The organism is Pseudomonas lundensis (assembly GCF_001042985.1).
Classification (GTDB): Bacteria; Pseudomonadota; Gammaproteobacteria; order Pseudomonadales; family Pseudomonadaceae; genus Aquipseudomonas; species Aquipseudomonas lundensis.
Genome location: NZ_JYKY01000031.1, coordinates 1 through 23,428 on the forward strand (window position 1 = coordinate 1; position 23,428 = coordinate 23,428).

The window sequence follows — 23,428 nt, forward strand, 5'->3', positions numbered from 1 at the left end:
GAGATATTAGCCAGTACCTGATGGGCCACTACAACTGGCTCCGGCCCCATCAATTCAACAATGGACTGGCTCCGGCCAAAGCTGAAGAAAAACTCAAAACCGTGTCCGGAATGAGTTGACCACTACACTTTGACCTGGACCATTGAGTTTGTGCAGCCGCAGGTTCACATCAGCACCCTTGAGTGGTGCAAATACCTGGCCGTGATCGAGCATGCGCAGGATGGCTATGGCCATGTGGCGGCTAATCTGTGGTCGCCTGCGGGCGAGCTGATTGCGATCAGTCGCCAGACCGTCACGGTGTTTGGCTAGAGGATGAAAGACCACATGGCGCAGGTCGGCGTTGATCGATGCTTATTGGCTACAACTCAACCCCGCTTCTCTCGCCTTGCCCTGCACCCCCGTGGGTGTTCGTCGCGGCGGCTATTAAACGGGAACCGCCGCAGTCAGAACGCCTGACTGTGTGGTTCTTCATGCGCCTTGTGACGCTGGTGTTGCAGGCGTGTGGCCGCAAACAGCGTCACCAGGCCGATCAGCGCGCTGGTGGCGTTGCCACTGAAGATGCCCGAGGCCAGTAGCAGAAAGGCCACCACCATCAACGCGACAGCCATCAGGTCAATCGCCTGATGCGAGGCGCTCGCGTGGCTCTGTGGGTTCGAGCGCCATTGCCAGGCAGGCAGGTTGGGATGACGTTTGCCCATGATTGCACTCCTTGTTCGAGGGTTCAGCGATGGCTGAACCGGATGAACAGAGGATAGGCCCGCGCAAAGCACGCGGCGAATCGACAATGGCTATTGGCCTTATAGCTTTAACTGACCGATGGCCCGGTTCAGTTCACCGGCCAGCGTCGCCAACTGGTTACTGGTCGTGGCTGAGTCGACGGTTTGTTGCACTGTGTTTTCAGTGACGTCGCGGATGCTGACCACGGCGCGGTTCATTTCTTCGGCAACATGGCTCTGCTCCTGGGCGGCCACCGCAATTTGCGTGTTGCTCTCGCGCATCTTGGCCACCGCGTCGGTGATTTCCGCCAGCGCCTCGCCCGCCTCTTGGGCCTGCTGCACGCAGTCATCGGCCTTGAACGAGCTTTCCTGCATGAAGTCCACCGCGTCTCGGGTGCCCGCTTGCAGGGCCGATACCATGGTGGTGATTTCGTCTGTCGAGGCTTGCACGCGCTTGGCCAGGTTGCGCACCTCATCGGCCACCACGGCAAACCCGCGACCCATCTCGCCAGCCCGGGCGGCCTCAATCGCCGCGTTGAGCGCCAGCAGGTTGGTTTGCTCGGCAATGCTGTGAATCACACTGACGACGCCGTTGATCTTCTGACTGTCTTGGGCCAGTTGCTGAATCATCTCGGCGGTTTGTTGCACACCGTTGGACAGGCTGGCGATGGAGTCCTGAACCCGGCTGACCACTTGCTGACCACTGCCGGCGAGGGTATCGGCGGTTTGCGACAGGTCGCGGGTGGCGCCAGCGTGCTGGGCAATGTGATAGACCGTGGCAGACATTTCATTGATGGCAGTGGCGGCCTGATCGGTTTCGCTTTGCTGACCGAGCATGCCATGACGCACTTCGTCCATGCTGCTGGCCAGTCGCGCGGCACCGGCATCCAATTGCGCGGCGGTGTCGGCGACGGTCTGTACGATACGTTGATAACCGGCTTGCATGGCATTGAAGGCTCCCGCCATTTGCCCCACCTCGTCGGTGCAGGCCAAAGGCACGCGGGCGGACAAGTCGCCGGTTTTTTCGACGTGCAGCATCACGTCTTTGAGCGTGTTGAGCTGGCTGAGCAAGAACTGAATCAACAGTTGCGAAGCGCAGAGCATCGCCAGCATCAGCACGAACACCGCTACCGCGTAGTTCGCCAGACGTTCGACAAACACTTGCGCCAGGCTTGGCGCGTAGGCCAGTACCGCAACCCGTTGGCCGTCAGGGCGGGTGATGACCTCGGCGCCCAGCAGCGGGTTGTGCCCGAAGAACGGCATGGCGTGGAGGGAGACCCACCCATTGCCCTCACTGAGTTGCGGCAGGGGGTGTTCGTCCACGGTGGGAACCTGGCCCGGACTCATCGGCAGCAAGAAGTCGACGGCGGGCAAGGCCTGACCGCCCGGCCAGGCACTGAGCAATTGCGCCTGCGCATGGGCATTCGCGCGGGCGGCATCGGCGCGCGATTGTTGTTCGAGCTGCACGGCGTAGAGCACCAGCAACAGCGTGGTGACGAAGGCCACCGCGTTGACGGCCCAGAATTTGTATTTGAGCGAGATGTTGCTAAGCCAGGCACCCATGGAAGGTCTTCTCTGATTTGGCGGAAACAATATTGGCAAGGTGCCATCATTGTGCCGTCAAACCATGACGATCCTGTTGATGTGGGTCAAGGGCGTGAACCTGTGACGGCTCACCCCTGGTGCCTCAAACGTGTTGCAGGGGCGGCAAGCCAAAAAAGGCGCGGGCACAGGCGGTGCTGTGTTCGGCAAGATCGGCTTCGCTTTCACCCCGGTGCAGCGCCACTTCACGCAGGACTTCGGGGAGGTAGGCCGGTTCGTTGCGACCGTTTTTGGGTTTTGGGCGCAGGGTGCGGGGCAGCAAATACGGCGCGTCACTCTCGAGCATCAATCGACCGCGGGGAATGTTGCGCACCAGCGGGTGCAAATGCGTTCCGCGGCGTTCGTCGCAGATCCAGCCCGTGATGCCGATGTGCAGATCCAGGTCCAGATAACTGAACAGCGCCTTCTGCTCGCCGGTGAAGCAATGCACCACGGCAGCCGGCAGGCGGTCGCGGTAGTCGCGCAGGATCTCCAGCAGGCGCTGATTGGCGTCGCGCTCGTGCAAGAACACGGGCAGTTGTAAATCCACAGCCATCGCCAAGTGTTCTTCGAGCACTTTTTCCTGTTGCGGGCGTGGCGAAAAATCACGGTTGAAGTCCAGGCCGCATTCGCCCACGGCAAGCACCCGTGGCTCTGTGAGCAAGGCATGTAAACGCCGGGCGCTGTCAGTGTTCCAGTCGCTGGCCGAATGCGGATGGATGCCCGCTGTCGAGAACAGCCGCGTGGCGCTTTCATCCTGCTCATGGCACAACTGCAAGGCGTGCTCGCTGCCGTCTACGCTGGTGCCGGTGAGCACCAATTGGCACACGCCAGCGGCGTAGGCACGCTCCAGCACGGCCTCATGTTTGCCGTCGAAGCTGGGGTTGGTCAGGTTGACGCCGATATCGATGAGTTGCATGGTGCTACCTCAGGCCACAGGCCGCGAAGCATATCAGAGCTGTCGATTTAATAAGAAAAACCAAGAACTACAGAGAGTTGTGGTTGTCTTTGAATGCCGCAATTGCGCAATTCCCGGTACAGGATTCGCTGTATCCGCGCAATTGCACACGTCTCGCAGCGCACCTTATGCCCCAAAAAGGGCGACCGGTTGTCGGGTAATCCGGCACGCTGACGGGCTGTATTCTTTGCGGAGAACGGATGACAAGACTGACGCTGTGGATTGCGCTGTGCCTGATGCTGTTGCCCGGTCTGGCAACGGCACGCCTGCCCGGACCGCTCCAGGCGGCGCAGCCGAATCAGGTCCGCGATCTGGCCCAGATTCGTAGTAACCAGGTGCTGCGCGTGCTGGTCAACCAAAGCCGCAACAGTTCCGGTGAAGTGCAGGGCCAGTCGATTGGTGTCGAATACCATCGCTTGCGGGCCTTCGAGCGTTACCTCAACGGCCATGCGCGAACGGGTCAACAGATCACCCTCAAAATCATCCCTAAAGCCAAGGATCAACTGCTGGGTGCGCTGTTGCGCGGCGAAGGCGACTTAATGGCGCCCGGCGAGCTGCTGGACGTCAAGCCGAGCCATGCCATTAGCCCGAGCGAGCCGATCATTGATCGCGTGTCGCTGATTCTCGTGGGGGTCAAGGGGGAGCGACGCTTCACCCGGCTTGAGCAATTGTCGGGCCGCACGGTGGCGCTGACGACGGGCAGTGCGGCTGGCGAAGCGGTGAACCTGATCAATCAAAAACTGACACTGCGCAAACTGCCGCCGGTGAAAATCGAATGGGTGGACCCGACCCTGGCGGTAGAAGATGTGTTGGAGATGGTGCAAGCCAAAATCTACCACCTGACCCTGGTCGAACAGCCGATTGCCGAGCGTTGGGCTGCATTGATGCCCAAGCTGCGCTTTGATCGCAAAGTGCTGGTCAGCGAGCCAGGCGCCATACGCTGGTACGTGCGTCGCGATGCGTCGATGTTGCGGGCCAGCATCGATCGCTTCCTGACGACCTACCGCGTGCCTGACGATCAGAATGTGGCGTTCGAGCGCGTCTATCGACGCCTGTATCGCGTGCACTACCCGCTGGCGCGGGCAGACCGGCAGAAGCTTGAAAAACTGCGTCCGGTGCTGCAAAAGCATGCGCAGCAACAAGGCATGGACTGGCTCAATCTGGCGGCGCTGGCGTTCAAGGAGTCCACGCTGAACCCGAATGCCAAAGGCTCGGGCGGCGCCATGGGGCTGTTGCAGATCACGCCCTCGGCGGCGCAGCGGGTGGGCGTCAACAATATTCAAAGCGTCGACAGCAATGTGCAGGCCGGTGCCAAGTACCTGGCGATGATCCGGCGCAAGTTCTTTGCCAGCCCCAAATTAAATGAACGCGAGCGCATGGCGTTTGTGCTGGCGGCTTACAACATGGGGCCCGAACGCGTGCAGGGCATGCGCGCAGAGGCCCGACGCAGGGGGCTTAATCCCAATCAATGGTTCTTTCAGGTAGAGCGCATTGCCATGGAGCAGGTGGGAATGGGGGCGGTCAGCTATGTTAATAGTGTGAATAAATACTATTTGGCCTTCGACCGTGAACGCGACGCGCTGGAGCCCACGGAGCCGAAGTTGGCTTCCCGCAAATAATCGATAAATTCGATTGTTATTGGGCATTTATTCGGCTTTTAACCGGATAAAAACTGATTAATATGGCGCCACTCCCAACCTGACTGACGAAAAGGACTGCACCATGAATAAATTCACCCACACCGTTTTGGGGACTCACGCGGGCTACGGCTTGACCGTGTTGCGGGTTTTGGTCGGCATTATCTTCGCCGCCCACGGTTCGCAAAAACTCTTTGGCTGGTTTGGCGGGGGCGGTCTGGCGGGTACGGCGCAATGGATGGAAAGCATCGGTCTGGCGCCCGGGACCCTGATGGCGCTGCTCTCGGGCGGGACGGAGTTCTTTGGCGGGCTGGCGCTGATCATTGGGCTGCTGGCGCGGCCTGCCGCATTGGGGCTGACCTTTACCTTGCTGGTGGCGATTTTCACGGTGCATATCAGTAACGGTCTGTTCATGGCCAACAACGGCTATGAATTCGCCCTGGCGCTGCTGGGCGGCACCCTGGCGGTATTGATCGAGGGCGCGGGCAAATTGTCCCTGGATCAGGCGATTGCCCATAAGTAAGCGCAAAGGCCTGTTCGTCTGACCTGACTACAGACGAGCAGGCGGTTGCTCTCGGGGGTTCACTGCTTGGCGGACTGCCTGAGAACGTGATTCTTGACAGTTGTAACCGGGTTTATCTAGGATGTTTTCTTGCGCCGATTTAAACAGCTACTTGCGGGGCGCCGGGTGTTCGACTGAACACCCAAGAGGCTTGTAACAGGCCTTGAAATACCGCTAAAGCGCTGGTTCGGTGTTGCCTCTCACCTGCCACGCAGAATCCTGAGGCGGAGAAACCGATAGATGAGTCAGCCACGTCCCCTTGTACGTCTTGCGCCGATCACGGCGAATCAAACCTTCCGTAATCCAAAAATCCTGTTGGGCGGTAAACACCAGCCGACGCTGTTGCGTTATCTGGACGGTTGGCCGCGTCGAAAGGGACGGGCTTCGGCGTTCTTGATTCAGTTTGTAGAAGGCGACGACAGCCTGGCGCGGTTTGCCAATGACAGTTTTGATCTGGCCGTGATTCAGTCGCCCACTGCCCAACAGGCCGAGTCGGTGATTGGCAACTTGATACGTATATCCCGCCAAGGGCTGATTACCTTGCGTTGAGGCACGCGTGCGCCGAGTGTTCTGAACTATGCCCGGCGCCTCTACAAGCGTGTCAGGTTACACGTTGGGCTTTGACTTGATTGGCGTGTTTGCAGTTGTTGACCAGTTCACTGCGGGTTGCCCAGTCGGTATTAATAATGAAGAAATTTTGAATGTAACTTTCTGCATGCTCCGACTTGAACCACTGATTGATTTCCTCTTTGAAATCATCAGGCACATGCAGCGGCAAGACATATTTCGCGCACTGGATGGCAACCAACGCGTTTCGGCCTTTGTAACGGGTAATGGTGCTGTCCATAAAGTGTTTGAGGTCTGCCGTCGAGATCAGGTTTTTACCGCTCCAGCGTTGATTGACGCCCTCCCAGAGCGGCGTCGAACCGGTGTAATGGTTGTAAGCCGCGACCACGTTGGCCCCCGGATGGGTGGTGTAGAGTTCATCGAGCGTTAAGCCGGCCCATTTTTCAGACACGAGGCGTTCGCCCAGCAGGGAGAGGATCAGCGCCTGAAGTTCGCTGTGTGCCTCTGCCGTAAAGTCCCTGAACTCATGAAAGTCCAGGACGACGATCTCTTTAGATGCCCGTTTATCCGCGTAAAACGTCTTGAGCGCGTTCAGGATGTCGCCAGCGACCGTGCGCCCGGATGATGTTTTGTGAAACAGTTGAAAGCGGCGCGCGTCACCGCGCGGATACTTTCCGTAAAACGCGACCCTTAAATCCAGTGCCCTGATCCCGTGCCTGAGTTGCTGAAGGGGGGCGAAGTCTTGGGTGATTTCTTGTGGCCACTGGAAGTCGGGTGCTTGTTTATCGCTGCCTGAATCATGACTGCCGGGGAGGATAAGTTCGCCGATGCGCAGTCTGTTGATGTCAGGGACTTCACTCATCCAGTAATGGTTAGTTGTTGTGCTCATGGTCTTTCGCTCCTTGAATGACCGTTGGTGGATACACCTGAGCATAGGAGGGGAACTGAGCTTTTAAACGGCTGCTACATATGCCGCTACATCTTTGTGGGGGTATCGGTCAGGGGTAATCGATGGCGACGATATACACCCACTGTTCGCCGGTCGGCGTCTGGACCTGCACTTCAGCATCCAGCGCCTTGCCGATGAGCGCGCGCGCCAGAGGCGAGTCAATGCTGATCAAGCCTTGTTTCAAATCCAGCTCATCCGGGCCCACGATGCGGTAACGCGCCTGCTTGCCGTCTTCATCCTCAATGGTGACCCACGCCCCGAAATACACTTTGTTGGGGTCGCTGGGCTTGTCGCTGACCACTTTGAGGCTTTCGAGGCGCTTGGTCAGAAACCGCACGCGGCTGTCGATTTCACGCAGCATTTTTTTGCCGTAGGTGTATTCGGCGTTTTCCGAGCGATCGCCCTGCGCCGCAGCCTCGCTGACAGACTGCGTGACTTGCGGGCGACGCACGTGCCACAACTCGTGCAGTTCGGCCCGCATCCGCGCTTCACCTTCGGGGGTGATCAGCGCGGTGCCGGCGGGGCGAGGGGGGCGGTAGCGGCTCATGGGCAATCCATTGGCAGAGAAGGCGGCGAGTCTATCAGCCCTCGCGCAGCACTGTCAGGGGGCTGGTATTGAGCGCTTTGCGTGTGCCAAAGACACCGGCCGCCCCTACCATCAATGCCCCCGCGACCGGCAACAGCAACAGCCACGGGTGAGGATGCCAGGGCAGGTCAAACGCGAAGCGGTACAGCACCAGGCTGACCAGTTCGGCGCCGATCGCAGCGAGCAGACCGCTGGTTGCACCGAGCAGGCCGAACTCGATCCGTCGGGCCTTGATCAACAGTGCGCGCCGTGCCCCCAGTGCCCGGAGCAAGGCCCCTTGGCGGATGCGTTCGTCCAAGGTGGATTGCAGGCCGGAAAACAGCACGGCCATACCGGCCGCGAGAACAAACAGCAGCACGTATTCGACGGCAATGGTGACCTGCGCCAGGATGCTGCGCAGTTGGGCCAGCAAGGCTTCAATGGGCAAAATCGTCACGGCCGGAAAACGGCGGGATAGCTCGATGATTTCCCGGTCATGGCCCGGCGCCAGATAGAAGCTGGTGAGGTAGGTGGCCGGTAAGTCCTGCAAGGTGCCGGGCTGGAAGATCATGAAGAAGTTGGGTTGGAAATTGTCCCAGTTGATGCTGCGCAGGCTGGTAACTTGCGCTTCACGTCGCGCCCCGCCGACGCTGAAGGTCAGGTGGTCGCCCAGTTTGAGTTTCAGGCTTTGGGCCACTTTGGCCTCGACCGAAACGCCGGGGATGCCGTCGCCGGGGTCTTGCGTCCACCATTGGCCCTCCGTCAACTCATTGCCCGCTGGCAGGTTGGCGGCCCAGGTCAGGCTCAAGTCGCGCTGAATGGCTTTGTCGCCGCTGGAGTCCTTGCTGACGAGCCCTTGCACGGCTTGGCCGTTGATGCTGATCAGGCGCCCCGGGACCACCGGATACAGGGGCGCTGCCGTGGCCTGCAATTGCATCAGCCGCGTGCCAAAGGCCTCTTTGTCAGCGGGCAGGATGTTCAGGGCAAAGTAATTGGGCGCATCTTTGGGCAGTTGGTTCTGCCAGGTGTCGAGCAGCTCTGTGCGCAACAGGGCAACCAGCGCCATCGACAGCAAGATCAAGCCGAACGCCAGGGCTTGGCCGGCGGCGGCCAGGGGATGGCGCAGCAGTTGCCCCAGCCCCAGACGCCACGGCAGTGAGGCGCCAGCCAACAGGCGACGCAGGCTTTGCAGGCCCAACAGCAACAGGCCGCCCAAGCCCAGCGCAGCCAGCACTCCGCCACCCAGTAGGGCGAAGGTGAGCACCAGATCAAGGCTCATGCGCCACATGATTAACCCCAGGGCGAGCAGGGCGGCGCCATAGACGCTCCAGGTACTGGCGGGTATCGGCAACAGGTCGCGCCGCAATACCCGCAGCGGCGGCACCCGGCCCAGCGCCGCCAGCGGCGGCAGGGCGAAACCGGCCAGCGCCACCAGCCCGGTGCCCATGCCGGCGAACGCAGGCATCAGACCGCCCGGCGGGACGTCAGAGGGCAGCAGGTCATGCAGCAGCGCGAACAGGCCGAGCTGGGCGAGCCAGCCCAGCAAGGCGCCCACCAGGCTGGCCAGCAGCCCCAGTACGGTCAATTGCAGGGCAAACAGCCGCAAGGTTTCGCGACGGGACAACCCCAGGCAGCGCAGCAGCGCGCTGGCATCGAAGCGGCGATTGGCAAAACGCGTGGCGGACAGTGCCACGGCCACGCCCGCCAGTAACACCGCTACCAGGCTGGCCATGTTCAGGTAGCGCTCGGCTTTGCCCAGTGCGCCGCCTATTTGCTGGTTGCCGTCGCGGGCGTCCAGCAGGCGTTGATTGGCGTCAAGGCCGGGCTGGATGACTTGCCGGTATGAGGCAAGCGCGGGCGCTTCGCCGCGCCACAGTTCACGGAAATTGACCCGGCTTCCGGGCTGTACGATGCCGGTCGCAGCCAGGTCATCCAGGTTGATCAGTACCCGTGGGGTCAGGCTGTAAAGATTGCCGGCCCGGTCGGGTTCGTACGTCAGGACACGGGTAATGCGCACCGTTTTTGAACCCACGTCGATCGGGTCACCGACCTTCAGGTCCAGCGCTGTCAGCAGGCGTGATTCGGCCCAGGCCTCGCCCGGTTCAGGGCCGCCGCCGGGCTGCTCTTGGGCGTAAGGTTGGGCAGCGCTTTTCAGTTCGCCGCGCAGGGGATAGGCATTGTCTGCGGCCTTGATGCTGGACAGTTGAATGCCGTTGTCGGTGGCAATCACGCTGGAGAACTCCACGACCCGCGCATGCTTGAGGCCCAGTTCCTTGCCGAAACGAACCTGTTCGTCCCGGGCCGGGGAGGTGCCATCGAGGACCAGGTCGGCGCCCAGGAATTCAGTGGCACGCAGCAGCATGGCGCCGTTCAGGCGTGCGCCGAAATAACCGATGGCGGTACTTGCCGCCACCGCTACCAGCAGGGCGAAGAACAGTACGCGTAATTCTCCGGCACGTGCATCGCTCAGCAATTGGCGTACGGCGAGGCTCAACAGGCGTAACAGTGGCATGCGTGCCATCAAGGCTCCAGAGGGCCGACCAGATGGCCAGCTTCAAGGCGGATCAGGCGCCGGCAGCGGTGTGCCAGGCGTTCGTCATGGGTCACCAGCACCAGCGTGGTGCCGCGCTCTTGATTGAGCTCAAAGAGTAAATCGGTGATGCGCTCACCCGTGTGACTGTCGAGGTTGCCGGTGGGTTCATCGGCGAACAACACGTCGGGCTCGGCCGCGAAAGCCCGGGCGATGGCCACGCGTTGCTGTTCACCCCCGGACAATTGACGCGGGGAATGGCTCAGGCGCTGCCCCAACCCGACGCGCTCCAACAGGTGCCGCGCGTGATCGCGCGCGTCTGTGCGGCCCTCCAGCTCCATCGGCAACATGACGTTTTCCAGCGCATTGAGGCTGTCGAGCAATTGAAACGACTGGAATACAAAACCGACGTGTTCGGCACGAACCCTGGCGCGCTGGTCTTCATCCAGCGTGCTCAGGGCGTGCCCGGCGAGGATGACTTCGCCTGCGCTGGGCAGGTCGAGCCCGGCCAGTAATCCCAGCAGGGTCGACTTGCCCGAGCCGGATGCGCCGACGATGGCCAGGCTGTCGCCTTGACGCAGTTCAAGGCTCAGCGGGTGAAGGATGGTTAACTCGCCTTCCGCGCTGGGTACCACTTTGCTAAGGTTCTGCGCGGTGAGAATACGTTCGCCCATGGAGAATCCGATGCGTGTGTGGTTTGTAAGTGCTGCTCTGGCCCTGATGTGTATGGCGCAGAACGCAGCGGCGGGAACAATCTTGATCGTCGGCGATAGTATCAGCGCGGGTTTCGGCCTGGATACCCGGCTGGGCTGGGTGTCCTTGCTTGAGCAGCGACTTGAACGCGAAGGTCATGACGACCGGGTGATCAATGCGTCGATCAGTGGTGACACCAGTGCGGGCGGGCAGGCCCGGTTGCCCGCACTGCTTACAGAGCATAAACCGGATGTGGTGATTGTCGAACTGGGCGGCAATGACGGGTTGCGCGGTCAGCCGCCTGCGCAATTGCAACAAAATCTTGCCGCGATGATCGATACCGCCAAAACCGCCGGCGCTAAAGTGCTGCTGTTGGGGATGCAGTTGCCGCCCAATTATGGCCCGCGCTATACCGAGGCGTTTGCCGGTGTTTACACGCAGCTGGCTGACGAAAAACAGATCGCGCTGGTGCCGTTTTTCCTTGAGGGCGTAGGGGGGCATCCCGAGCTGATGCAGGCTGATGGCTTGCACCCTGCAGCCGCCGCACAGCAGCGCCTGCTGGATAATGTGTGGCCTGCGCTAAAACCGTTGCTTTGATGCTTTTCTAGTCGCAGCGTTTCGGCTAAGGTGGCGCCCCCCCGATTTGGAGCCCCCGATGTCGCGTCCTGCCTGGTCTTTATATGCCTATCAACTGATCGAGCCCGATGAACAGCTCGATTTGTTCGCCTGCCAGGAGGTACGGGTGCATCTGGTGACGCGTCAATTGGAGCTGGGAGGCACCATTGACCGTACGTTGTGCGGCTCGTTGCTGCCTGCGCAGCCGCGTTGGTCGGACGTCACGCGCAAGGTGTTTCAGGACCACCGCCTCTGCCCGCTGTGCCGCGCAATCATTGAATCGCAGCGCCGCGGCACCGAGCCAATCTGGCCCGAATTGCGCTTTGAACTATGATCTACCTTGCCTGACTGTTTCGGCGAGGTACGCCGCCTCCTGAACCCGGCAGGCTGCGTGTACACTTTCCCCCTTTTGTCCCCCGTTGATTATGCGAAGGATGTTCCGGATGTTGTCGCGCCTACCTGCCGTCACCCGTTGTCTGTCAGTTGCCGCACTGTGTGTGGCAGGCCCTGTTGCTGCTCTTGAGTTTCCGTTGCCACCGCCCGGTGAAGACGTGGTGGGGCAGGTACAGGTCATCAAGGGCCGCTACGAAGACTCCTTCGCAGACTTGGGCAATGAGCATGAGCTGGGCTATTCGGAGATGATCGCGGCCAACCCCGGCATCGATGCCTGGCTGCCGGTCAAAAAGCACCCCGATGGCACGCTGGTGGACACCGACATCGTGCTGCCAACCCAGTTCATCCTGCCACCCGGCAAGCGGGAAGGGATCGTGATCAACCTGGCCGAATACCGGTTGTATTACTTCCCCAAAGGTCAAAACAAGGTGTACACCTTTCCGCTGGGGATTGGCCGTGAGGGCTGGGGGTCGCCGTTGGGCCAGACCCGAATCACCGCCAAGACGCCGAACCCGACCTGGACGCCCCCTGCGTCGATCAAGGCTGAACATGCCCGCAATGGTGATCCGCTGCCCAATGTGGTGCCCGCGGGCCCGGACAACCCTCTGGGGCCTTTCAAGTTCACGCTGGGCATGCCGGGTTACCTGATCCATGGTTCCAATGCCAAGTTCGGTATTGGCACGGGCACGAGCCACGGCTGTTTCCGCATGCTGAACAAGAACGTCTTGCAAATGTCGCAGTTGGTGCCTGTGGGGACGCCCGTTCGCATTATCAACGAGCCCTACAAGATGGGCGTAAGTGGCGGCAAGGTGTATCTCGAAGTGCACGAGCCATTGAACGTCAAAGACGGGTCCCTGCTCGCCAAGAGCGACAAGTCGCATCTGACTCAAGAAGACAAAGAACAAAAGTGGGCTGGTTTCATGAACTTCGTGCTCAAGCACAAAGCACTGGAAAACAGCATTCAGATCGACAAGGAAAAAGCGTTCCCGGTGGTCGTGGCAGAAACGGGAATACCGGCTGAGATCGGAATCAGCACCGCTGTCGTACCGCAAGTGCCTGGCGTGCTTGAAGTGCCAGAAGGGCAATCGCTCGATTACGTGCAGTAATCGATCTGTTTAAAAGCCGCCGCAGTCACTGACTGCGGCGGCTTTTTAATGCCTGTTGAAAATACCTCAGGCAAAAAAAACCGACCCATAAAATGGGTCGGTTGGTAACAGCCCCGAAGGACTATTACTTGCGGCTTGCTTTTTCAAGCATGCGCAGAGCACGTTCGTTTGCTTCATCAGCAGTCTGTTGTGCTTTTTGAGCAGCAGCCAGCGCTTCGTCAGCTTTACGGTAGGCTTCGTCAGCACGAGCCTGGGAACGTGCTGCTGCATCTTCAGTTGCAGTCAGACGGGCTTCAGTTTCTTTAGATACGCTGCTGCAACCGGTAGCCAGAACTGCGGCCAATGCCAGAGCAGAGAATTTCAGAACGTTGTTCATCGTGTTCCCCTTCAAGGACTTTCTAATTGAAGCTGCTCCTTCAACATGAGGAAACAGCCGGCGTACATACTACCCATTACTTGTAGTAAGTAAACTGACCTAGCGCAAGAACCAAAAAAAATAATTGGTAATGACTGGCCATGGGCTAGCTTTAACAGATTGTGCTTGTAAAACAGTCGGTTTGACGCACTAAGCACATCGCCCTATTTGGGGACAGGTCATCAGGTTTCAAGTGACTTTAGTGCCGGAGTCACGTCATAGCTTCCACATTGCGCAAAATGTTCAATGGTCTGGCACGAGGCTGGGCGAAAGATGCTCCGGCCACGTCGCGTGCACCGAGCGTTTATGCCGAGTTTGACTACTCTTTACACAGGCTGGCGTCTTGCTATTGCGCGAGGTGCAAACCTGGTGCCCAGTGGTTCCCTCGGCCGACAAACAACAGTAAGGTAGGGGTCACGGTTCAAGACCCGCGAGGAGTAATGATGAGCGAGGCGTTGTCCATCCACCATGACCAGGCAGGTCACCAGTTTGAGACCACTGTCGACGGTCATCGTGCTTACCTGACCTACATGGATCTGGGAAAGCAGACTCTGGATATCTACCGCACCTTTGTTCCGAACGCCCTGCGTGGCCGTGGAATTGCCGCTGCATTGACCGAAGAAGCCCTCGATTACGCCGAGAAGATGGGCTATGACGTGATTCCTTCATGCTCTTACGTCGAGCGTTACATGGAGCGTCACAAGCGCGCTCAAGCCAAAATCTGACCCTTTACTGCTCGCCGTCTGCCCGCCCCGGGCGTTGCCCGACGCCGCTCTTGCCGCTATTGACCTGAATCAACGTGATCACTGACCCCCTCGCTTAGTCTGGAATCAGGCGGGGGCGGCGCGTTGCCGAGCCCGGGTTAATGACTGTGGAGAGAACGCATATGATCCGTGAAGTCGAAGGCGACATTTTACTGAGTCAAGCGCAGGTGATTGCTCACGGCATTGCGCCTCAGGATCCTTTCGATACCGGCCTGGCGCTGGCTCTGCGCGAGCGTTGGCCATCCTTGGTGGCGGATTATCGTCACGCCGCCCACAGCAAGGCCCCACAGCCCGGTGAAATCTGGTGCTGGTCAGGGGTTGATGACAAGGGCGCAGTGCGCAGCATTGTGAACCTGTTGACTCAGGATTCGTTGCATACCGGTCATGCGGCCAAGCCCGGCAAGGCAACCCTGAAAAACGTAGGGCATGCTTTGCGCGAACTGGCCCGGTATGTGGCTGACGAACACATTAAAAGTGTGGCGCTACCGCGGTTGGCCACGGGCGTCGGCGGGCTGGAATGGCACGACGTCAAGCCATTGATTGAAAAGCACCTGGGCGAACTCAACGCTGATGTCATCGTGTATGAGGTGTATCGCAAGGGTGTGAAAGCGGACGAGCAACTGGGTTAGATCCGCCGCACCCCCGTATAAAACGCACCCCCTGCACCCCGCGAGTCCTTCGTTCTCGCGGGGTGTCTGCGTTTGCTGCAAGGGTGATCGAGGGGGGGTTGATCTGTGTCTAGGCGGTCGGGCGACAGATGCTGTATTTATTTGAATCATCCGCCGTTCATTTAAGGAAATCTCATGACCGATGTGGTCACTCGCACTGCCTCCGTAAAGCCCGCAGCCAAAAAAGCGGCACGTACCTCCCGCCCACGCCGCACACAGTCCGGTGATGTCGCACCGACGCAAAGCCCTGCGCAACTTCAGCGGCATGTAGTCGAAGACAAAATTCAGTCGCGCCAGGCGGCCACCAGTGCGGCGGTCAAAGACATCCTGCAGCAGATTCCGCAGGGCGATACACAGGGCCTTATCCAGACCTTGGGCACCTTGATGTCGGGCATGTCTCCCGACGATGCGGTGGTGTTGCGCAACGCATTGCTCAGCCAGGAAAGCGAGTCGGTTTTCCACCAGCGTCCCCTGCACCCGGACGATCAATTGGCACCGGACTGGCGCAAAGGCAACTACCCCTACAAGAACCTGATGTCGCGGCGTAACTACGAGCGCGAGAAATATCGCCTGCAAGTTGAGCTGCTCAAGCTACAGGCGTGGGTCAAGGAAACCGGTCAGAAGGTCGTCATTCTGTTCGAAGGGCGAGATGCGGCGGGCAAGGGCGGATCGATCAAGCGCTTTATGGAGCACCTCAACCCACGGGGTGCGCGGATTGTCGCCCTGGAAAAACCCAGCGAAGTGGAACGCGGCCAGTGGTATTTCCAGCGCTATGTTCAGCATTTGCCCACAGCCGGCGAAATCGTGATGTTTGACCGGAGCTGGTATAACCGCGCGGGTGTTGAGCGCGTGATGGGCTTCTGTTCGGACGATGAATACCTTGAGTTCATGCGCCAGACCCCGGATTTCGAGCGCATGCTGGTGCGCAGTAACGTTCACCTGATCAAGTTCTGGTTTTCAGTCAGCCGCGACGAGCAACGTCGACGCTTCAAGGAGCGCGAGAAACATCCGCTCAAGCACTGGAAACTCAGCCCGATCGATCTGGCGTCGCTGGACAAGTGGGACGACTACACCAAGGCCAAGGAAGGCATGTTCTCCTACACCGATACCTCGGATGCGCCCTGGACGGTGATCAAGTCCAATTGCAAGAAACGCGCGCGGCTGAGCGCCATGCGCTATGTGCTGCACAAGCTGCCGTATGCCGACAAGGATTTGAAAGGTATCGGGGCGCTCGATCCTTTGATCGTGGGGCGCGCCAACGTGGTGTATGAGCGCGGCGAACGCCGGGCTTCGATTCCGCTGTAGCGCTGTAAAACCCCTGCAGGAGCGGGCGCGCTCCTGCAGGTTCAACCGTGGCTGTGCTTAGCCGCGAGCACGGTTTGGCAGTACATCCTTAAGCTTGGTCCGCATGCTGCGCAGGGTGCTCTCGGTGCTTGCCCAGTCGATGCACGCATCGGTAATCGACACGCCGTACTGCAAGTCTTCGAGGTTTTTAGGAATGGCCTGGCAGCCCCAGTTCAGATGGCTTTCGACCATCAGGCCGATAATCGACTGATTGCCTTCGGCGATCTGGTTGGCCACGTTTTCCATGACCAGTGGCTGCAAGGCCGGGTCTTTGTTGGAGTTGGCGTGGCTGCAATCGACCATGATGTTCGGGCGGATGTTCGCTTTGTTCAGCGCTTGCTCGCACAAGGCGACACTCACTGAATCGTAGTTCGGCTTGCCGTTGCCGCCGCGCAGCACGACGTGGCCGTACGCGTTGCCTTTGGTGGTGACAATCGAGACACCGCCTTCCTGGTTGATGCCCAAAAAGCGGTGCGGGCTGGAAACCGACTGCAACGCGTTGATCGCCACCGTCAGGCCGCCATCGGTGCCGTTCTTGAAGCCGACGGCCGAAGACAGGCCCGAAGCCATCTCACGGTGGGTTTGCGATTCGGTGGTACGCGCACCAATGGCCGACCAGCTGATCAGGTCTTGCAGGTACTGCGGGGAGATCGGGTCCAGCGCTTCAGTTGCGGTCGGCAGGCCCATTTCAGCCAGGTCCAGCAGCAGTTTGCGCCCGATGTGCAGACCGTCTTCGATCTTGAACGAGTCATCCAGGTACGGGTCGTTGATCAGGCCTTTCCAGCCGACGGTGGTGCGGGGCTTTTCAAAGTACACCCGCATGACCAGGTACAGCGTATCGCTGACTTCAGCGGCGAGGGCCTTGAGGCGCTCGGCGTATTCGTGGGCAGCCTTGATATCGTGGATCGAGCAAGGCCCGATGACAACGAACAGTCGATGGTCTTTGCCATCCAGGATGTTGCGAATCACCTCACGGCCCTTGGTCACAGTCTGCAAAGCAGTTTCACGCAGAGGCATCTCGCGCTTGAGCTGTTCGGGTGTGATCAGGGTTTCGTTGGAGGCAACGTTTAGGTCGTCGATCGGTAAATCAGCCATCGTGTTACTCGTCAGGTCACGGGTGCTGGCCGCCAGCGATCCCCGTGCGGCGGAGCACAGCATGATTGAGCGCAACGGGGAGCCGAACCTTAACGCGTAAAGCGGTTATCCGACAATGGGCACGCGCAGGTTTAATCCAGTGCCGGCTGGGCCAGCGCGCGCTCCAGAGTGGCTTGTGAGAAGTCCACGGCGTTCAGGCTGATCCATTCCAGTGCCAGCGCTTGCAGGTTGTCCACCTGCGGGTTTTGTAGTCGCTGCAAGCGGTAAAAGTGTTCGATCTGGCACACCTGTTCCCCCATGCGGGCACCAAACAGTGTTTGGGCATCGGTGAAGGCAATGCCCACGCGGTAGCCCTGTTCACGTTTTTCACACCACGCGATATAGCCTTGGTAATGCGCATCCTCGCCCAGGGTGGGCATGTGAATGTCAACGGCCGCTCCATGCTTCCAGCCTCGGTCGCTGTTGCATGAAACGCCGCCAAGGCTGATAGAGTGCAGCTTGTGGCGTGAAAGGGCGGGGTGTTTGCGGGGCGTAATCTCAGCGGGGATATCATCTGGGTGAGGTAAAAAACGACCCATGAATGCACACTCCAAGTGCCAGCACTTTGATATTGTTTGCCTCAGTATAGTGGGTGAAATGGAACTGACAGATTTTGATGCGGACCAGCACCTGCTGGCGCTGCCCGGTACATCGCTGGTGATCTTCACCAGCGTCGGGTGTTCGAGCTGCCGTGTCGCCCGGCACAGGCTGCCTGCGATGACGCTGCCCATTGACCGGCTGTGCTGGATCGATGCGGGTGACAACGGCGGGTTGGTGCAGCGTTATGGGATTTTCCATTTGCCGACCCTGCTGGTGGTGCGTGACGGCCAGTTTTATGGCGAGTTGAAATCGCGTTTGAGTGAAGGCGAGCTGGCGCATCACATCCGGCTGGCCTTGATGACGGAACCGGACGAACTGCCTTGACCCGGTCGTCCACCCCCCCCCATGCACTGCCAGCGGAGGCGACATGAATAAAGGCTTGAAAGGCAAGTTGGTGCTGGCGATCTCGTCTCGCGCCCTGTTCGATCTGAGTGCGAGCCATGAGGTGTATCTGGCCCACGGTATTGAGGCGTATCGCCAGTACCAGATTGAACACGAAGATGAAGTGCTGGCGCCGGGGGAGGCTTTTGCGCTGGTGCAAAAGTTATTGAGCTTCAACGCCACCCTCGGCCGCGAGCGGGTAGAAGTGGTGCTGGTCTCGCGCAACAGTGCCGATACGGGCTTGAGGGTCTTCAATTCGATCCAGCATTACGGGCTGGCGATTTCACGAGCGGCCTTCTCCGGGGGACGTAACCCGCATCCTTATCTCAATGCCTTTGGCTGCGACCTGTTTTTATCGACCCACGCCGACGATGTCCGCAGTGCGCTGGATGCCGGTTTTGCGGCCGCGACGATCCTGTCCGGGGGCACGCGGCGGGCTGAAAACAAAGAACTGCGCATAGCGTTCGACGGTGATGCGGTGCTGTTTTCCGACGAAGCCGAGCGCGTGTATCAGTCGGGCGGCATTGAAGCGTTTCAATCCCTGGAGCGTGAATCGGCGCGCAGCCCCTTGCGCGGCGGTCCCTTCAAAGGGTTCCTGGAGGCGCTGAACCTGTTGCAGCGTGAGTTCCCGGACGACGCCTGCCCGATTCGTACCGCACTGGTGACGGCGCGTTCGGCACCCGCCCATGAGCGGGTGATTCGCACCCTGCGTGACTGGGATATCCGGCTGGATGAGTCGCTGTTTCTGGGCGGCCTGGACAAGTCGGCCTTTCTCGAAGCGTTCGCGGCCGACGTGTTTTTCGACGATCAGGCCGGTCACTGCGAGCGCGCCCGCCACGTCGTAGCAACCGGGCATGTGCCCCACGGTATCAGCAACGAACGGCAGGATTTGCCTGCCGACTGACAGCACGGTGATAGCCCTCGCACTTCCCTTGGCGCTGCTAAGCTGAATCCATCTCGGCCACTCATTGAGTCGGGGGAGGTCGCATGATTCGCTCGATACTGTTTGCCAATGACCTCGGTATTTATGCGCCACTGGTGATGCAGCACGCCTTGGGGCTGGCGCGTACCTTCCGTGCGGACTTGTATGTGGTGCATGCCGTGGAGCCGATGGGGCTGTTCGCGGAGTCGGTGTTGCAGAGTTATCTCGATGAAGAGGCGTTCAGTGCGCTGCACCAGCAGGGCATGAGCACCATGCTGTCGAACATTGAGGGACGGGTGTTGCAAAGTCTGCGCGATGAGCTGGGCGAAGGCGGGCAGGAACTGGCCCTGATTCGCTCGGTCAAGGTGATTCAGGGCGAGCCTGCGCACGTGATTTTGCAGCAGTCCGACAGCCTGGCGGTTGACCTGTTGATCCTCGGCAGTCACGGCCAGCCTTCGGGCGGGCTCAGCCACTTGGGACGCACGGCGGCGCGGGTGATTGAGCTGGCACGCATGCCGGTGTATCTGGTGCCGCTGCTGCAGCGCCGTCGTCGCACGGAGGGTTAAGACGCTTGCAGGCTTGATAACGATAAAAAAGTTCTAGATTTCTTCTTCTGACCTTCCATATAGTTATATATCGCCGCCGATACCCTTGGCGTCTAATTGCTTTGAGGGATGCATATGAAGCTTCAACAATTGCGCTACATCTGGGAAGTGGCGCACCACGACCTCAACGTTTCCGCCACTGCGCAGAGCCTTTACACCTCACAGCCGGGTATCAGCAAACAGATCCGCTTGCTTGAAGACGAATTGGGCGTCGAAGTGTTTGCCCGCAGCGGCAAGCACTTGACCCGCGTCACGCCGGCCGGCGAGCGCATTATCACCACGGCCGGCGAGATCCTGCGCAAGGTCGAAAGCATCAAGCAAATCGCTCAGGAATTCTCCAACGAGAAAAAAGGCACCCTGTCGATTGCGACCACCCACACCCAGGCGCGTTATGCCTTGCCGCCGGTTATCAGCAACTTCATCAAGCAATACCCGGACGTGTCCTTGCACATGCATCAGGGCTCGCCGATGCAGATCGCCGAGATGGCAGCCGATGGCACCGTTGATTTCGCCATTGCCACCGAAGCCCTCGAACTGTTCGGCGACCTGGTGATGATGCCGTGCTATCGCTGGAACCGTTGCGTCGTGGTGCCCCAAGGGCATCCGCTGACCAAATTGCCCAAGCTGACCCTTGAAGCGCTGGCCGAATACCCGATCGTGACCTACGTGTTTGGCTTCACCGGCCGCTCGAAGCTCGACGAGGCGTTCAGCCATCGTGGCCTTACGCCAAAAGTGGTGTTCACGGCCGCCGACGCCGACGTCATCAAAACCTATGTGCGACTCGGGCTGGGGGTTGGCATCGTGGCCAAGATGGCCGTCGACACCAACCTTGATAAAGATTTGGTGGTGCTGGATGCCAGCGAGCTGTTCGAGGCGAGCATTACCAAAATCGGTTTTCGTCGGGGCACGTTCTTGCGCGGTTTCATGTGTGACTTCATCGAAAAATTCGCCCCGCACCTGACCCGCGAAGTGATGGCCAAAGCGATCCAGTGCCATAACAAGCAAGAACTTGAAGACCTGTTCGAAGGCGTCGAATTGCCTGTGCACTGAGGCTCGATACCTGCCCCGGCAAGCGGGGTACGTATTAAGGGGGCGTTTGCCGGGTAGTAACCCTGTAACGCCCTGGCACCGGGAATGACCTTGACACTGTTGCGTGATGGCCCGTTGAACCAAGTCGGCTCAACCCCCCACGCGACCTCAAGGACCCCCTTATGGACGACTCCACCCTCGACACCCCCCGCCCTTACTCAACGCTTGTTCCCACCCTGAGTCCTGCGTTTATCAGCGCAGACGATGCGGCGGTGTATGCCCACGATTTAATTGGCGATCAACGCGAAGAGGAGTACGGCGGCTTTATTTTGAGCAAAGACCATCAGTACTTTGCGACTATCCCGCAGAGCAGTGATGGCATTCTCTTCCGGCCCGCAGACGTGCTGTCGCCGGGAGAAAATGGCGATATTTTGCCGCCTGAAGGCTATGCCATTGAAGGGCTTTATCACTCACACACTGTTTTCGCGCACCCGCTGAACCTCAGTGATGAAGAGCGAGCCCTGCAAGACAACTTCTTCTCCATGATGGATCTGCGTACGGCCATTTCATTTCGCCACAATTACGGACGTTTCTACTTATCCAATCCCGATGGCAGCCTGCTGTGCTACGTCTCCAGCGATTCGCAGCTGGAGCGCGCCTTGATGCCTGTGTTCAGGTTGGTCCATCCGGGCCCGCGAGGGCACCTTGAACAATCAGATGCCGAGAATGTGCTGCTGCCGAGCAATTTTTTGGCGATGGTGTATCTGGCCGGGGAATTGAGTGTGGTGTGCCCCGGTACTTTCTGGCGTCGACGCGCTCGCATAACCGGCGATTGGCGAACCGGCCAGGTCATTGACACGCAGGTTGATGACCGGCCGCCTCTGTGCGGGCCGGTCGCGGCAACCGCTAACGCCGCCGCCAGACTGGCCCATGCCCAGATTCCAAAAGGCGAAAGGGTTCAACGGGTGGGCTTTATTCTCAAGCACGCGGAACACTCGCGCTTTGTCAGCACACGGCCTCACATTGCCGCGTTCGAACGATACGACCGCCCGCACGCCTATGGCAGAGAGCGCTCAGGTGCGCCTCTGCTGCCTGCCGGCTATCGGGTGGTGGCGGTGTATCACTCGGCTGATGACGCTGGCGTGCCTGTGCCGGCCAGCCAGCGCTTACTCATGAACAACTGTTTTTCGCCGGATAACGTGTGCATGGGTTTTTGGCTGATGCAAAACGCGATGGGCCACAAAATCTATTTTTCGGCGCCACAAGGGGCCTTGTTGTCGTATCGCCGGTTGCCAGAGGGCATCGACCGCGCCTTGATTGCCAGCGTGACCCGGCGCGAAGGTGAAGTCAGCGACTTCGAGCACTTGCTCAGTCTCGGTGTTCTGAGTGCCGCCGATTATGTCCGGCATGTGGCCCAGGGGGCTGTGTTGGAGGTGTTGGTGACTGACACGGTGTGGACGCGCAAAGGTCGGGTGACCGAGCGCTGGCAGCCCTTTTTGGTGCTTACGGATCAGGGGCAAAGCCCGTCTGCCTGAGACGGGCCTGTTGGCCTTTATTGTTCGGCGTTGCGCGAATGACGGTATTCACTGACCGACTCATACACGGCCTTGCGCAATCGGTTAATGCCGCCAATCGGCCGATGCGCCTCGATCCCGTGCCAGGGGTTGAAGGACAGGTTGTCGCACGTCAGGTTCTGGCGCGGGGTGTCAAAGTCCTGAGCCGGTACGTTGATGAGCGCGACGGTCTCGAACGGTGCATCGGACGTTTGCCACTCGATGCTGGTGTCTTCAATCGGCATGTAGCGATTGGCGTTCTGACGCTGGATTTGCAACACAAAACACGCCGGTACACGGTCAGTCGACAGTTGCCGGGTCAGCGCCTGGCGCAAGAAATTGGGCAGCGCCTGATTCTGCTCGGGCAGCGTGTAAGCCGGGCATCGCTCAGGGTCCGGGGCTACCCGGAACTTAGCGTTCACGCTGCCAAACTTGTAAGGCGAGACCGAAAAATAGGTGGTCTGCGTCGGGCTGGCCGGCGCCGGTGACAACGTCGCCAAGGCAATGAACAAATGGCGAACTTGCCAGTCTTTCGGGTTCCACGATGGGAAGAACGCCATGACCTTTTTGCCGTCAGCCTGCGCCCCGATGTTTTGTCGGTACTCGGCCACATCACTGACGAAGAAGTTGGGATGGTTGAACATCACAAAATCCTGTTCGGTGCGGCCTTGTTGACTGGGCATCAGTTGAGTGCCCGGGACGTCCAGCAGTTTGATGGCCATCCCCCGGGCATCGCGAATGCTGTCAAATTGCGGGTAGGCGTTGCCGTTGGACAGGCGCATCACGGCGTGCCAGGTCTTGCCCGGTTCGGCGAAGACACCCTGACGCAAGGCCGGATCTAGGTCGCTCAACACCTCAACCTCGGCGTTGACGCAACCATGTGCCTTGGCGTGAGCATCGCGCAGGTAGCGGGTGTTTTCCCGGTGCTGATCGACAATTTTGAGGGCGGTCTGAATCGTATCCCGGGTCATCGCGGCTTCGCCGGTCGGGATTTCCTCTTGCGTGGACACCGGCCCGCGGTGTTGCCAGGCATACCAGCCGCTGGCCAATGCCCAGCCGATCAACCCCAGCGCTATGAGTGCCAGCAGCAGCTTGCCCAGCCATGAGCCCAGGCGCATCCAAAGAGTGGTCAGCATGCAAA

At 59.5% G+C, this 23,428-nt stretch carries 26 protein-coding genes and 1 pseudogene; 16 read left to right on the top strand and 11 right to left on the bottom strand.

Going from position 1 to position 23,428, the window contains the following annotated elements; translation table 11 throughout:
- Together TU74_RS19725 and TU74_RS19730 are read left to right on the top strand one after the other, a co-directional pair.
- Positions 1-119, top strand: a 119-nt coding sequence (locus tag TU74_RS19725; protein ID WP_048377417.1) for an IS3 family transposase, incomplete at its 5' end; no start/stop codon positions are given.
- A 7-nt stretch (positions 120-126) separates the two neighbouring features.
- Positions 127-309 (top strand): annotated as a pseudogene (locus tag TU74_RS19730) (thioesterase family protein); the annotation flags it as partial.
- A gap of 134 nt (positions 310-443) precedes the next feature.
- Here TU74_RS19730 and TU74_RS19735 read toward each other — a convergent pair.
- The 3 genes from TU74_RS19735 to TU74_RS19745 form a co-directional block, all read right to left on the bottom strand.
- Entirely contained in the window at positions 444-698 is a 255-nt protein-coding gene (locus TU74_RS19735) for a hypothetical protein (RefSeq protein ID WP_052959377.1), read from the bottom strand.
- Between the two features lie 99 nt (positions 699-797).
- Positions 798-2,279, bottom strand: a complete 1,482-nt coding sequence (locus TU74_RS19740; protein ID WP_047274142.1) for a methyl-accepting chemotaxis protein — start codon at positions 2,277-2,279, stop codon at positions 798-800.
- Positions 2,280-2,403: 124 nt separating this feature from the next.
- Entirely contained in the window at positions 2,404-3,216 is an 813-nt protein-coding gene (locus TU74_RS19745; RefSeq protein ID WP_048377419.1) for a TatD family hydrolase, read from the bottom strand.
- Positions 3,217-3,455: 239 nt separating this feature from the next.
- Between TU74_RS19745 and TU74_RS19750 the strand changes: the two genes are divergently transcribed.
- The 3 genes from TU74_RS19750 to TU74_RS19760 all read left to right on the top strand — a co-directional run bounded on the left by TU74_RS19750 (position 3,456) and on the right by TU74_RS19760 (position 6,003).
- A complete protein-coding gene (locus TU74_RS19750) occupies positions 3,456-4,874 on the top strand; it encodes an MltF family protein (protein WP_048377420.1) in 1,419 nt (472 codons plus the stop codon).
- Between the two features lie 103 nt (positions 4,875-4,977).
- Positions 4,978-5,415 carry a DoxX family protein gene (locus tag TU74_RS19755; protein ID WP_047292687.1) on the top strand — a complete coding sequence of 146 codons (438 nt, stop codon included), beginning with the start codon at positions 4,978-4,980 and terminating at the stop codon, positions 5,413-5,415.
- A gap of 279 nt (positions 5,416-5,694) precedes the next feature.
- The gene (locus tag TU74_RS19760; protein WP_047277788.1) at positions 5,695-6,003 is read left to right on the top strand and encodes a hypothetical protein; all 309 of its coding nucleotides are present in this window, start codon (positions 5,695-5,697) and stop codon (positions 6,001-6,003) included.
- 52 nt (positions 6,004-6,055) lie between these two features.
- On the opposite strand, the gene TU74_RS19765 is transcribed toward TU74_RS19760, so the two are convergent.
- From TU74_RS19765 to TU74_RS19780, 4 genes are all read right to left on the bottom strand, one after another.
- Complete coding sequence (locus tag TU74_RS19765) at positions 6,056-6,910, bottom strand: PI-PLC domain-containing protein (protein WP_048377421.1); 855 nt, start codon at positions 6,908-6,910, stop codon at positions 6,056-6,058.
- Positions 6,911-7,019: 109 nt separating this feature from the next.
- The gene (gene greB / locus TU74_RS19770) at positions 7,020-7,517 is read right to left on the bottom strand and encodes a transcription elongation factor GreB (protein WP_047274153.1); all 498 of its coding nucleotides are present in this window, start codon (positions 7,515-7,517) and stop codon (positions 7,020-7,022) included.
- A gap of 34 nt (positions 7,518-7,551) precedes the next feature.
- Positions 7,552-10,056 carry an ABC transporter permease gene (locus TU74_RS19775; RefSeq protein WP_048377422.1) on the bottom strand — a complete coding sequence of 835 codons (2,505 nt, stop codon included), beginning with the start codon at positions 10,054-10,056 and terminating at the stop codon, positions 7,552-7,554.
- Entirely contained in the window at positions 10,056-10,739 is a 684-nt protein-coding gene (locus TU74_RS19780) for an ABC transporter ATP-binding protein (protein WP_047274157.1), read from the bottom strand. Before TU74_RS19780 ends, TU74_RS19775 begins: the two co-directional genes overlap by 1 nt.
- Positions 10,740-10,749: 10 nt before the next feature.
- On the opposite strand from TU74_RS19780, the gene TU74_RS19785 reads away from it, so the two are divergent.
- From TU74_RS19785 to TU74_RS19795, 3 genes are all read left to right on the top strand, one after another.
- A complete protein-coding gene (locus TU74_RS19785; RefSeq protein WP_048377423.1) occupies positions 10,750-11,355 on the top strand; it encodes an arylesterase in 606 nt (201 codons plus the stop codon).
- 58 nt (positions 11,356-11,413) lie between these two features.
- Positions 11,414-11,707 carry a hypothetical protein gene (locus TU74_RS19790; protein ID WP_003446817.1) on the top strand — a complete coding sequence of 98 codons (294 nt, stop codon included), beginning with the start codon at positions 11,414-11,416 and terminating at the stop codon, positions 11,705-11,707.
- A gap of 109 nt (positions 11,708-11,816) precedes the next feature.
- Positions 11,817-12,872, top strand: coding sequence for a L,D-transpeptidase family protein (locus TU74_RS19795; protein WP_047274164.1), 1,056 nt, complete (start codon positions 11,817-11,819; stop codon positions 12,870-12,872).
- Positions 12,873-12,996: 124 nt separating this feature from the next.
- On the opposite strand, the gene oprI is transcribed toward TU74_RS19795, so the two are convergent.
- Entirely contained in the window at positions 12,997-13,248 is a 252-nt protein-coding gene (oprI, locus tag TU74_RS19800) for an outer membrane lipoprotei OprI (RefSeq protein ID WP_003172710.1), read from the bottom strand.
- 482 nt (positions 13,249-13,730) lie between these two features.
- On the opposite strand from oprI, the gene TU74_RS19805 reads away from it, so the two are divergent.
- From TU74_RS19805 to ppk2, 3 genes are all read left to right on the top strand, one after another.
- The gene (locus tag TU74_RS19805) at positions 13,731-14,012 is read left to right on the top strand and encodes a GNAT family N-acetyltransferase (protein ID WP_047292697.1); all 282 of its coding nucleotides are present in this window, start codon (positions 13,731-13,733) and stop codon (positions 14,010-14,012) included.
- Positions 14,013-14,173: 161 nt separating this feature from the next.
- Positions 14,174-14,680, top strand: coding sequence for a macro domain-containing protein (locus TU74_RS19810; protein ID WP_047281719.1), 507 nt, complete (start codon positions 14,174-14,176; stop codon positions 14,678-14,680).
- A gap of 174 nt (positions 14,681-14,854) precedes the next feature.
- On the top strand, positions 14,855-16,024 hold the full coding sequence (ppk2, locus tag TU74_RS19815; RefSeq protein WP_047274170.1) for a polyphosphate kinase 2: 1,170 nt from the start codon (positions 14,855-14,857) through the stop codon (positions 16,022-16,024).
- Positions 16,025-16,081: 57 nt separating this feature from the next.
- On the opposite strand, the gene TU74_RS19820 is transcribed toward ppk2, so the two are convergent.
- Both TU74_RS19820 and TU74_RS19825 read right to left on the bottom strand, forming a co-directional pair.
- Positions 16,082-17,158: a 3-deoxy-7-phosphoheptulonate synthase gene (locus tag TU74_RS19820; RefSeq protein ID WP_048377439.1), complete on the bottom strand. Its 1,077-nt coding sequence runs from the start codon at positions 17,156-17,158 to the stop codon at positions 16,082-16,084.
- A gap of 131 nt (positions 17,159-17,289) precedes the next feature.
- Positions 17,290-17,736 (bottom strand): PilZ domain-containing protein, encoded by a 447-nt coding sequence (locus tag TU74_RS19825; RefSeq protein ID WP_048377424.1) that lies wholly within the window; start codon positions 17,734-17,736, stop codon positions 17,290-17,292.
- On the opposite strand from TU74_RS19825, the gene TU74_RS19830 reads away from it, so the two are divergent.
- The 5 genes from TU74_RS19830 (at position 17,735) to TU74_RS19850 (ending at position 22,269) form a co-directional block, all read left to right on the top strand.
- Entirely contained in the window at positions 17,735-18,121 is a 387-nt protein-coding gene (locus TU74_RS19830; protein WP_047281721.1) for a thioredoxin family protein, read from the top strand. The genes TU74_RS19825 and TU74_RS19830 overlap by 2 nt on opposite strands.
- Positions 18,122-18,164: 43 nt before the next feature.
- Positions 18,165-19,082 carry a 5'-nucleotidase gene (locus tag TU74_RS19835; protein WP_048377425.1) on the top strand — a complete coding sequence of 306 codons (918 nt, stop codon included), beginning with the start codon at positions 18,165-18,167 and terminating at the stop codon, positions 19,080-19,082.
- A gap of 83 nt (positions 19,083-19,165) precedes the next feature.
- A complete protein-coding gene (locus tag TU74_RS19840) occupies positions 19,166-19,666 on the top strand; it encodes a universal stress protein (RefSeq protein WP_047277774.1) in 501 nt (166 codons plus the stop codon).
- Positions 19,667-19,780: 114 nt separating this feature from the next.
- A complete protein-coding gene (gene cysB / locus TU74_RS19845) occupies positions 19,781-20,755 on the top strand; it encodes an HTH-type transcriptional regulator CysB (protein ID WP_048377426.1) in 975 nt (324 codons plus the stop codon).
- A 161-nt stretch (positions 20,756-20,916) separates the two neighbouring features.
- On the top strand, positions 20,917-22,269 hold the full coding sequence (locus tag TU74_RS19850; protein ID WP_048377427.1) for a hypothetical protein: 1,353 nt from the start codon (positions 20,917-20,919) through the stop codon (positions 22,267-22,269).
- Between the two features lie 17 nt (positions 22,270-22,286).
- Here the strand turns inward: TU74_RS19850 and TU74_RS19855 are convergent, their stop codons facing one another.
- Positions 22,287-23,423: a catalase family protein gene (locus TU74_RS19855; protein ID WP_048377428.1), complete on the bottom strand. Its 1,137-nt coding sequence runs from the start codon at positions 23,421-23,423 to the stop codon at positions 22,287-22,289.
- Between the last annotated feature and the right edge of the window lie 5 nt (positions 23,424-23,428).

Coding starts and splice junctions, on each gene's coding strand:
- TU74_RS19790 (WP_003446817.1), top strand. CDS start 11,414: ATGTCGCGTCCTGCCTGGTCTTTATATGCCTATCAACTGATCGAGCCC.
- TU74_RS19750 (WP_048377420.1), top strand. CDS start 3,456: ATGACAAGACTGACGCTGTGGATTGCGCTGTGCCTGATGCTGTTGCCC.
- ppk2 (WP_047274170.1), top strand. CDS start 14,855: ATGACCGATGTGGTCACTCGCACTGCCTCCGTAAAGCCCGCAGCCAAA.
- TU74_RS19830 (WP_047281721.1), top strand. CDS start 17,735: ATGAATGCACACTCCAAGTGCCAGCACTTTGATATTGTTTGCCTCAGT.
- TU74_RS19805 (WP_047292697.1), top strand. CDS start 13,731: ATGAGCGAGGCGTTGTCCATCCACCATGACCAGGCAGGTCACCAGTTT.
- oprI (WP_003172710.1), bottom strand. CDS start 13,248: ATGAACAACGTTCTGAAATTCTCTGCTCTGGCATTGGCCGCAGTTCTG.
- TU74_RS19795 (WP_047274164.1), top strand. CDS start 11,817: ATGTTGTCGCGCCTACCTGCCGTCACCCGTTGTCTGTCAGTTGCCGCA.
- TU74_RS19820 (WP_048377439.1), bottom strand. CDS start 17,158: ATGGCTGATTTACCGATCGACGACCTAAACGTTGCCTCCAACGAAACC.
- TU74_RS19735 (WP_052959377.1), bottom strand. CDS start 698: ATGGGCAAACGTCATCCCAACCTGCCTGCCTGGCAATGGCGCTCGAAC.
- TU74_RS19760 (WP_047277788.1), top strand. CDS start 5,695: ATGAGTCAGCCACGTCCCCTTGTACGTCTTGCGCCGATCACGGCGAAT.
- TU74_RS19810 (WP_047281719.1), top strand. CDS start 14,174: ATGATCCGTGAAGTCGAAGGCGACATTTTACTGAGTCAAGCGCAGGTG.
- TU74_RS19740 (WP_047274142.1), bottom strand. CDS start 2,279: ATGGGTGCCTGGCTTAGCAACATCTCGCTCAAATACAAATTCTGGGCC.
- TU74_RS19840 (WP_047277774.1), top strand. CDS start 19,166: ATGATTCGCTCGATACTGTTTGCCAATGACCTCGGTATTTATGCGCCA.
- TU74_RS19825 (WP_048377424.1), bottom strand. CDS start 17,736: ATGGGTCGTTTTTTACCTCACCCAGATGATATCCCCGCTGAGATTACG.
- TU74_RS19780 (WP_047274157.1), bottom strand. CDS start 10,739: ATGGGCGAACGTATTCTCACCGCGCAGAACCTTAGCAAAGTGGTACCC.
- TU74_RS19775 (WP_048377422.1), bottom strand. CDS start 10,056: ATGGCACGCATGCCACTGTTACGCCTGTTGAGCCTCGCCGTACGCCAA.
- TU74_RS19785 (WP_048377423.1), top strand. CDS start 10,750: ATGCGTGTGTGGTTTGTAAGTGCTGCTCTGGCCCTGATGTGTATGGCG.
- greB (WP_047274153.1), bottom strand. CDS start 7,517: ATGAGCCGCTACCGCCCCCCTCGCCCCGCCGGCACCGCGCTGATCACC.
- TU74_RS19855 (WP_048377428.1), bottom strand. CDS start 23,423: ATGCTGACCACTCTTTGGATGCGCCTGGGCTCATGGCTGGGCAAGCTG.
- TU74_RS19765 (WP_048377421.1), bottom strand. CDS start 6,910: ATGAGCACAACAACTAACCATTACTGGATGAGTGAAGTCCCTGACATC.
- TU74_RS19745 (WP_048377419.1), bottom strand. CDS start 3,216: ATGCAACTCATCGATATCGGCGTCAACCTGACCAACCCCAGCTTCGAC.
- TU74_RS19835 (WP_048377425.1), top strand. CDS start 18,165: ATGAATAAAGGCTTGAAAGGCAAGTTGGTGCTGGCGATCTCGTCTCGC.
- TU74_RS19850 (WP_048377427.1), top strand. CDS start 20,917: ATGGACGACTCCACCCTCGACACCCCCCGCCCTTACTCAACGCTTGTT.
- cysB (WP_048377426.1), top strand. CDS start 19,781: ATGAAGCTTCAACAATTGCGCTACATCTGGGAAGTGGCGCACCACGAC.
- TU74_RS19755 (WP_047292687.1), top strand. CDS start 4,978: ATGAATAAATTCACCCACACCGTTTTGGGGACTCACGCGGGCTACGGC.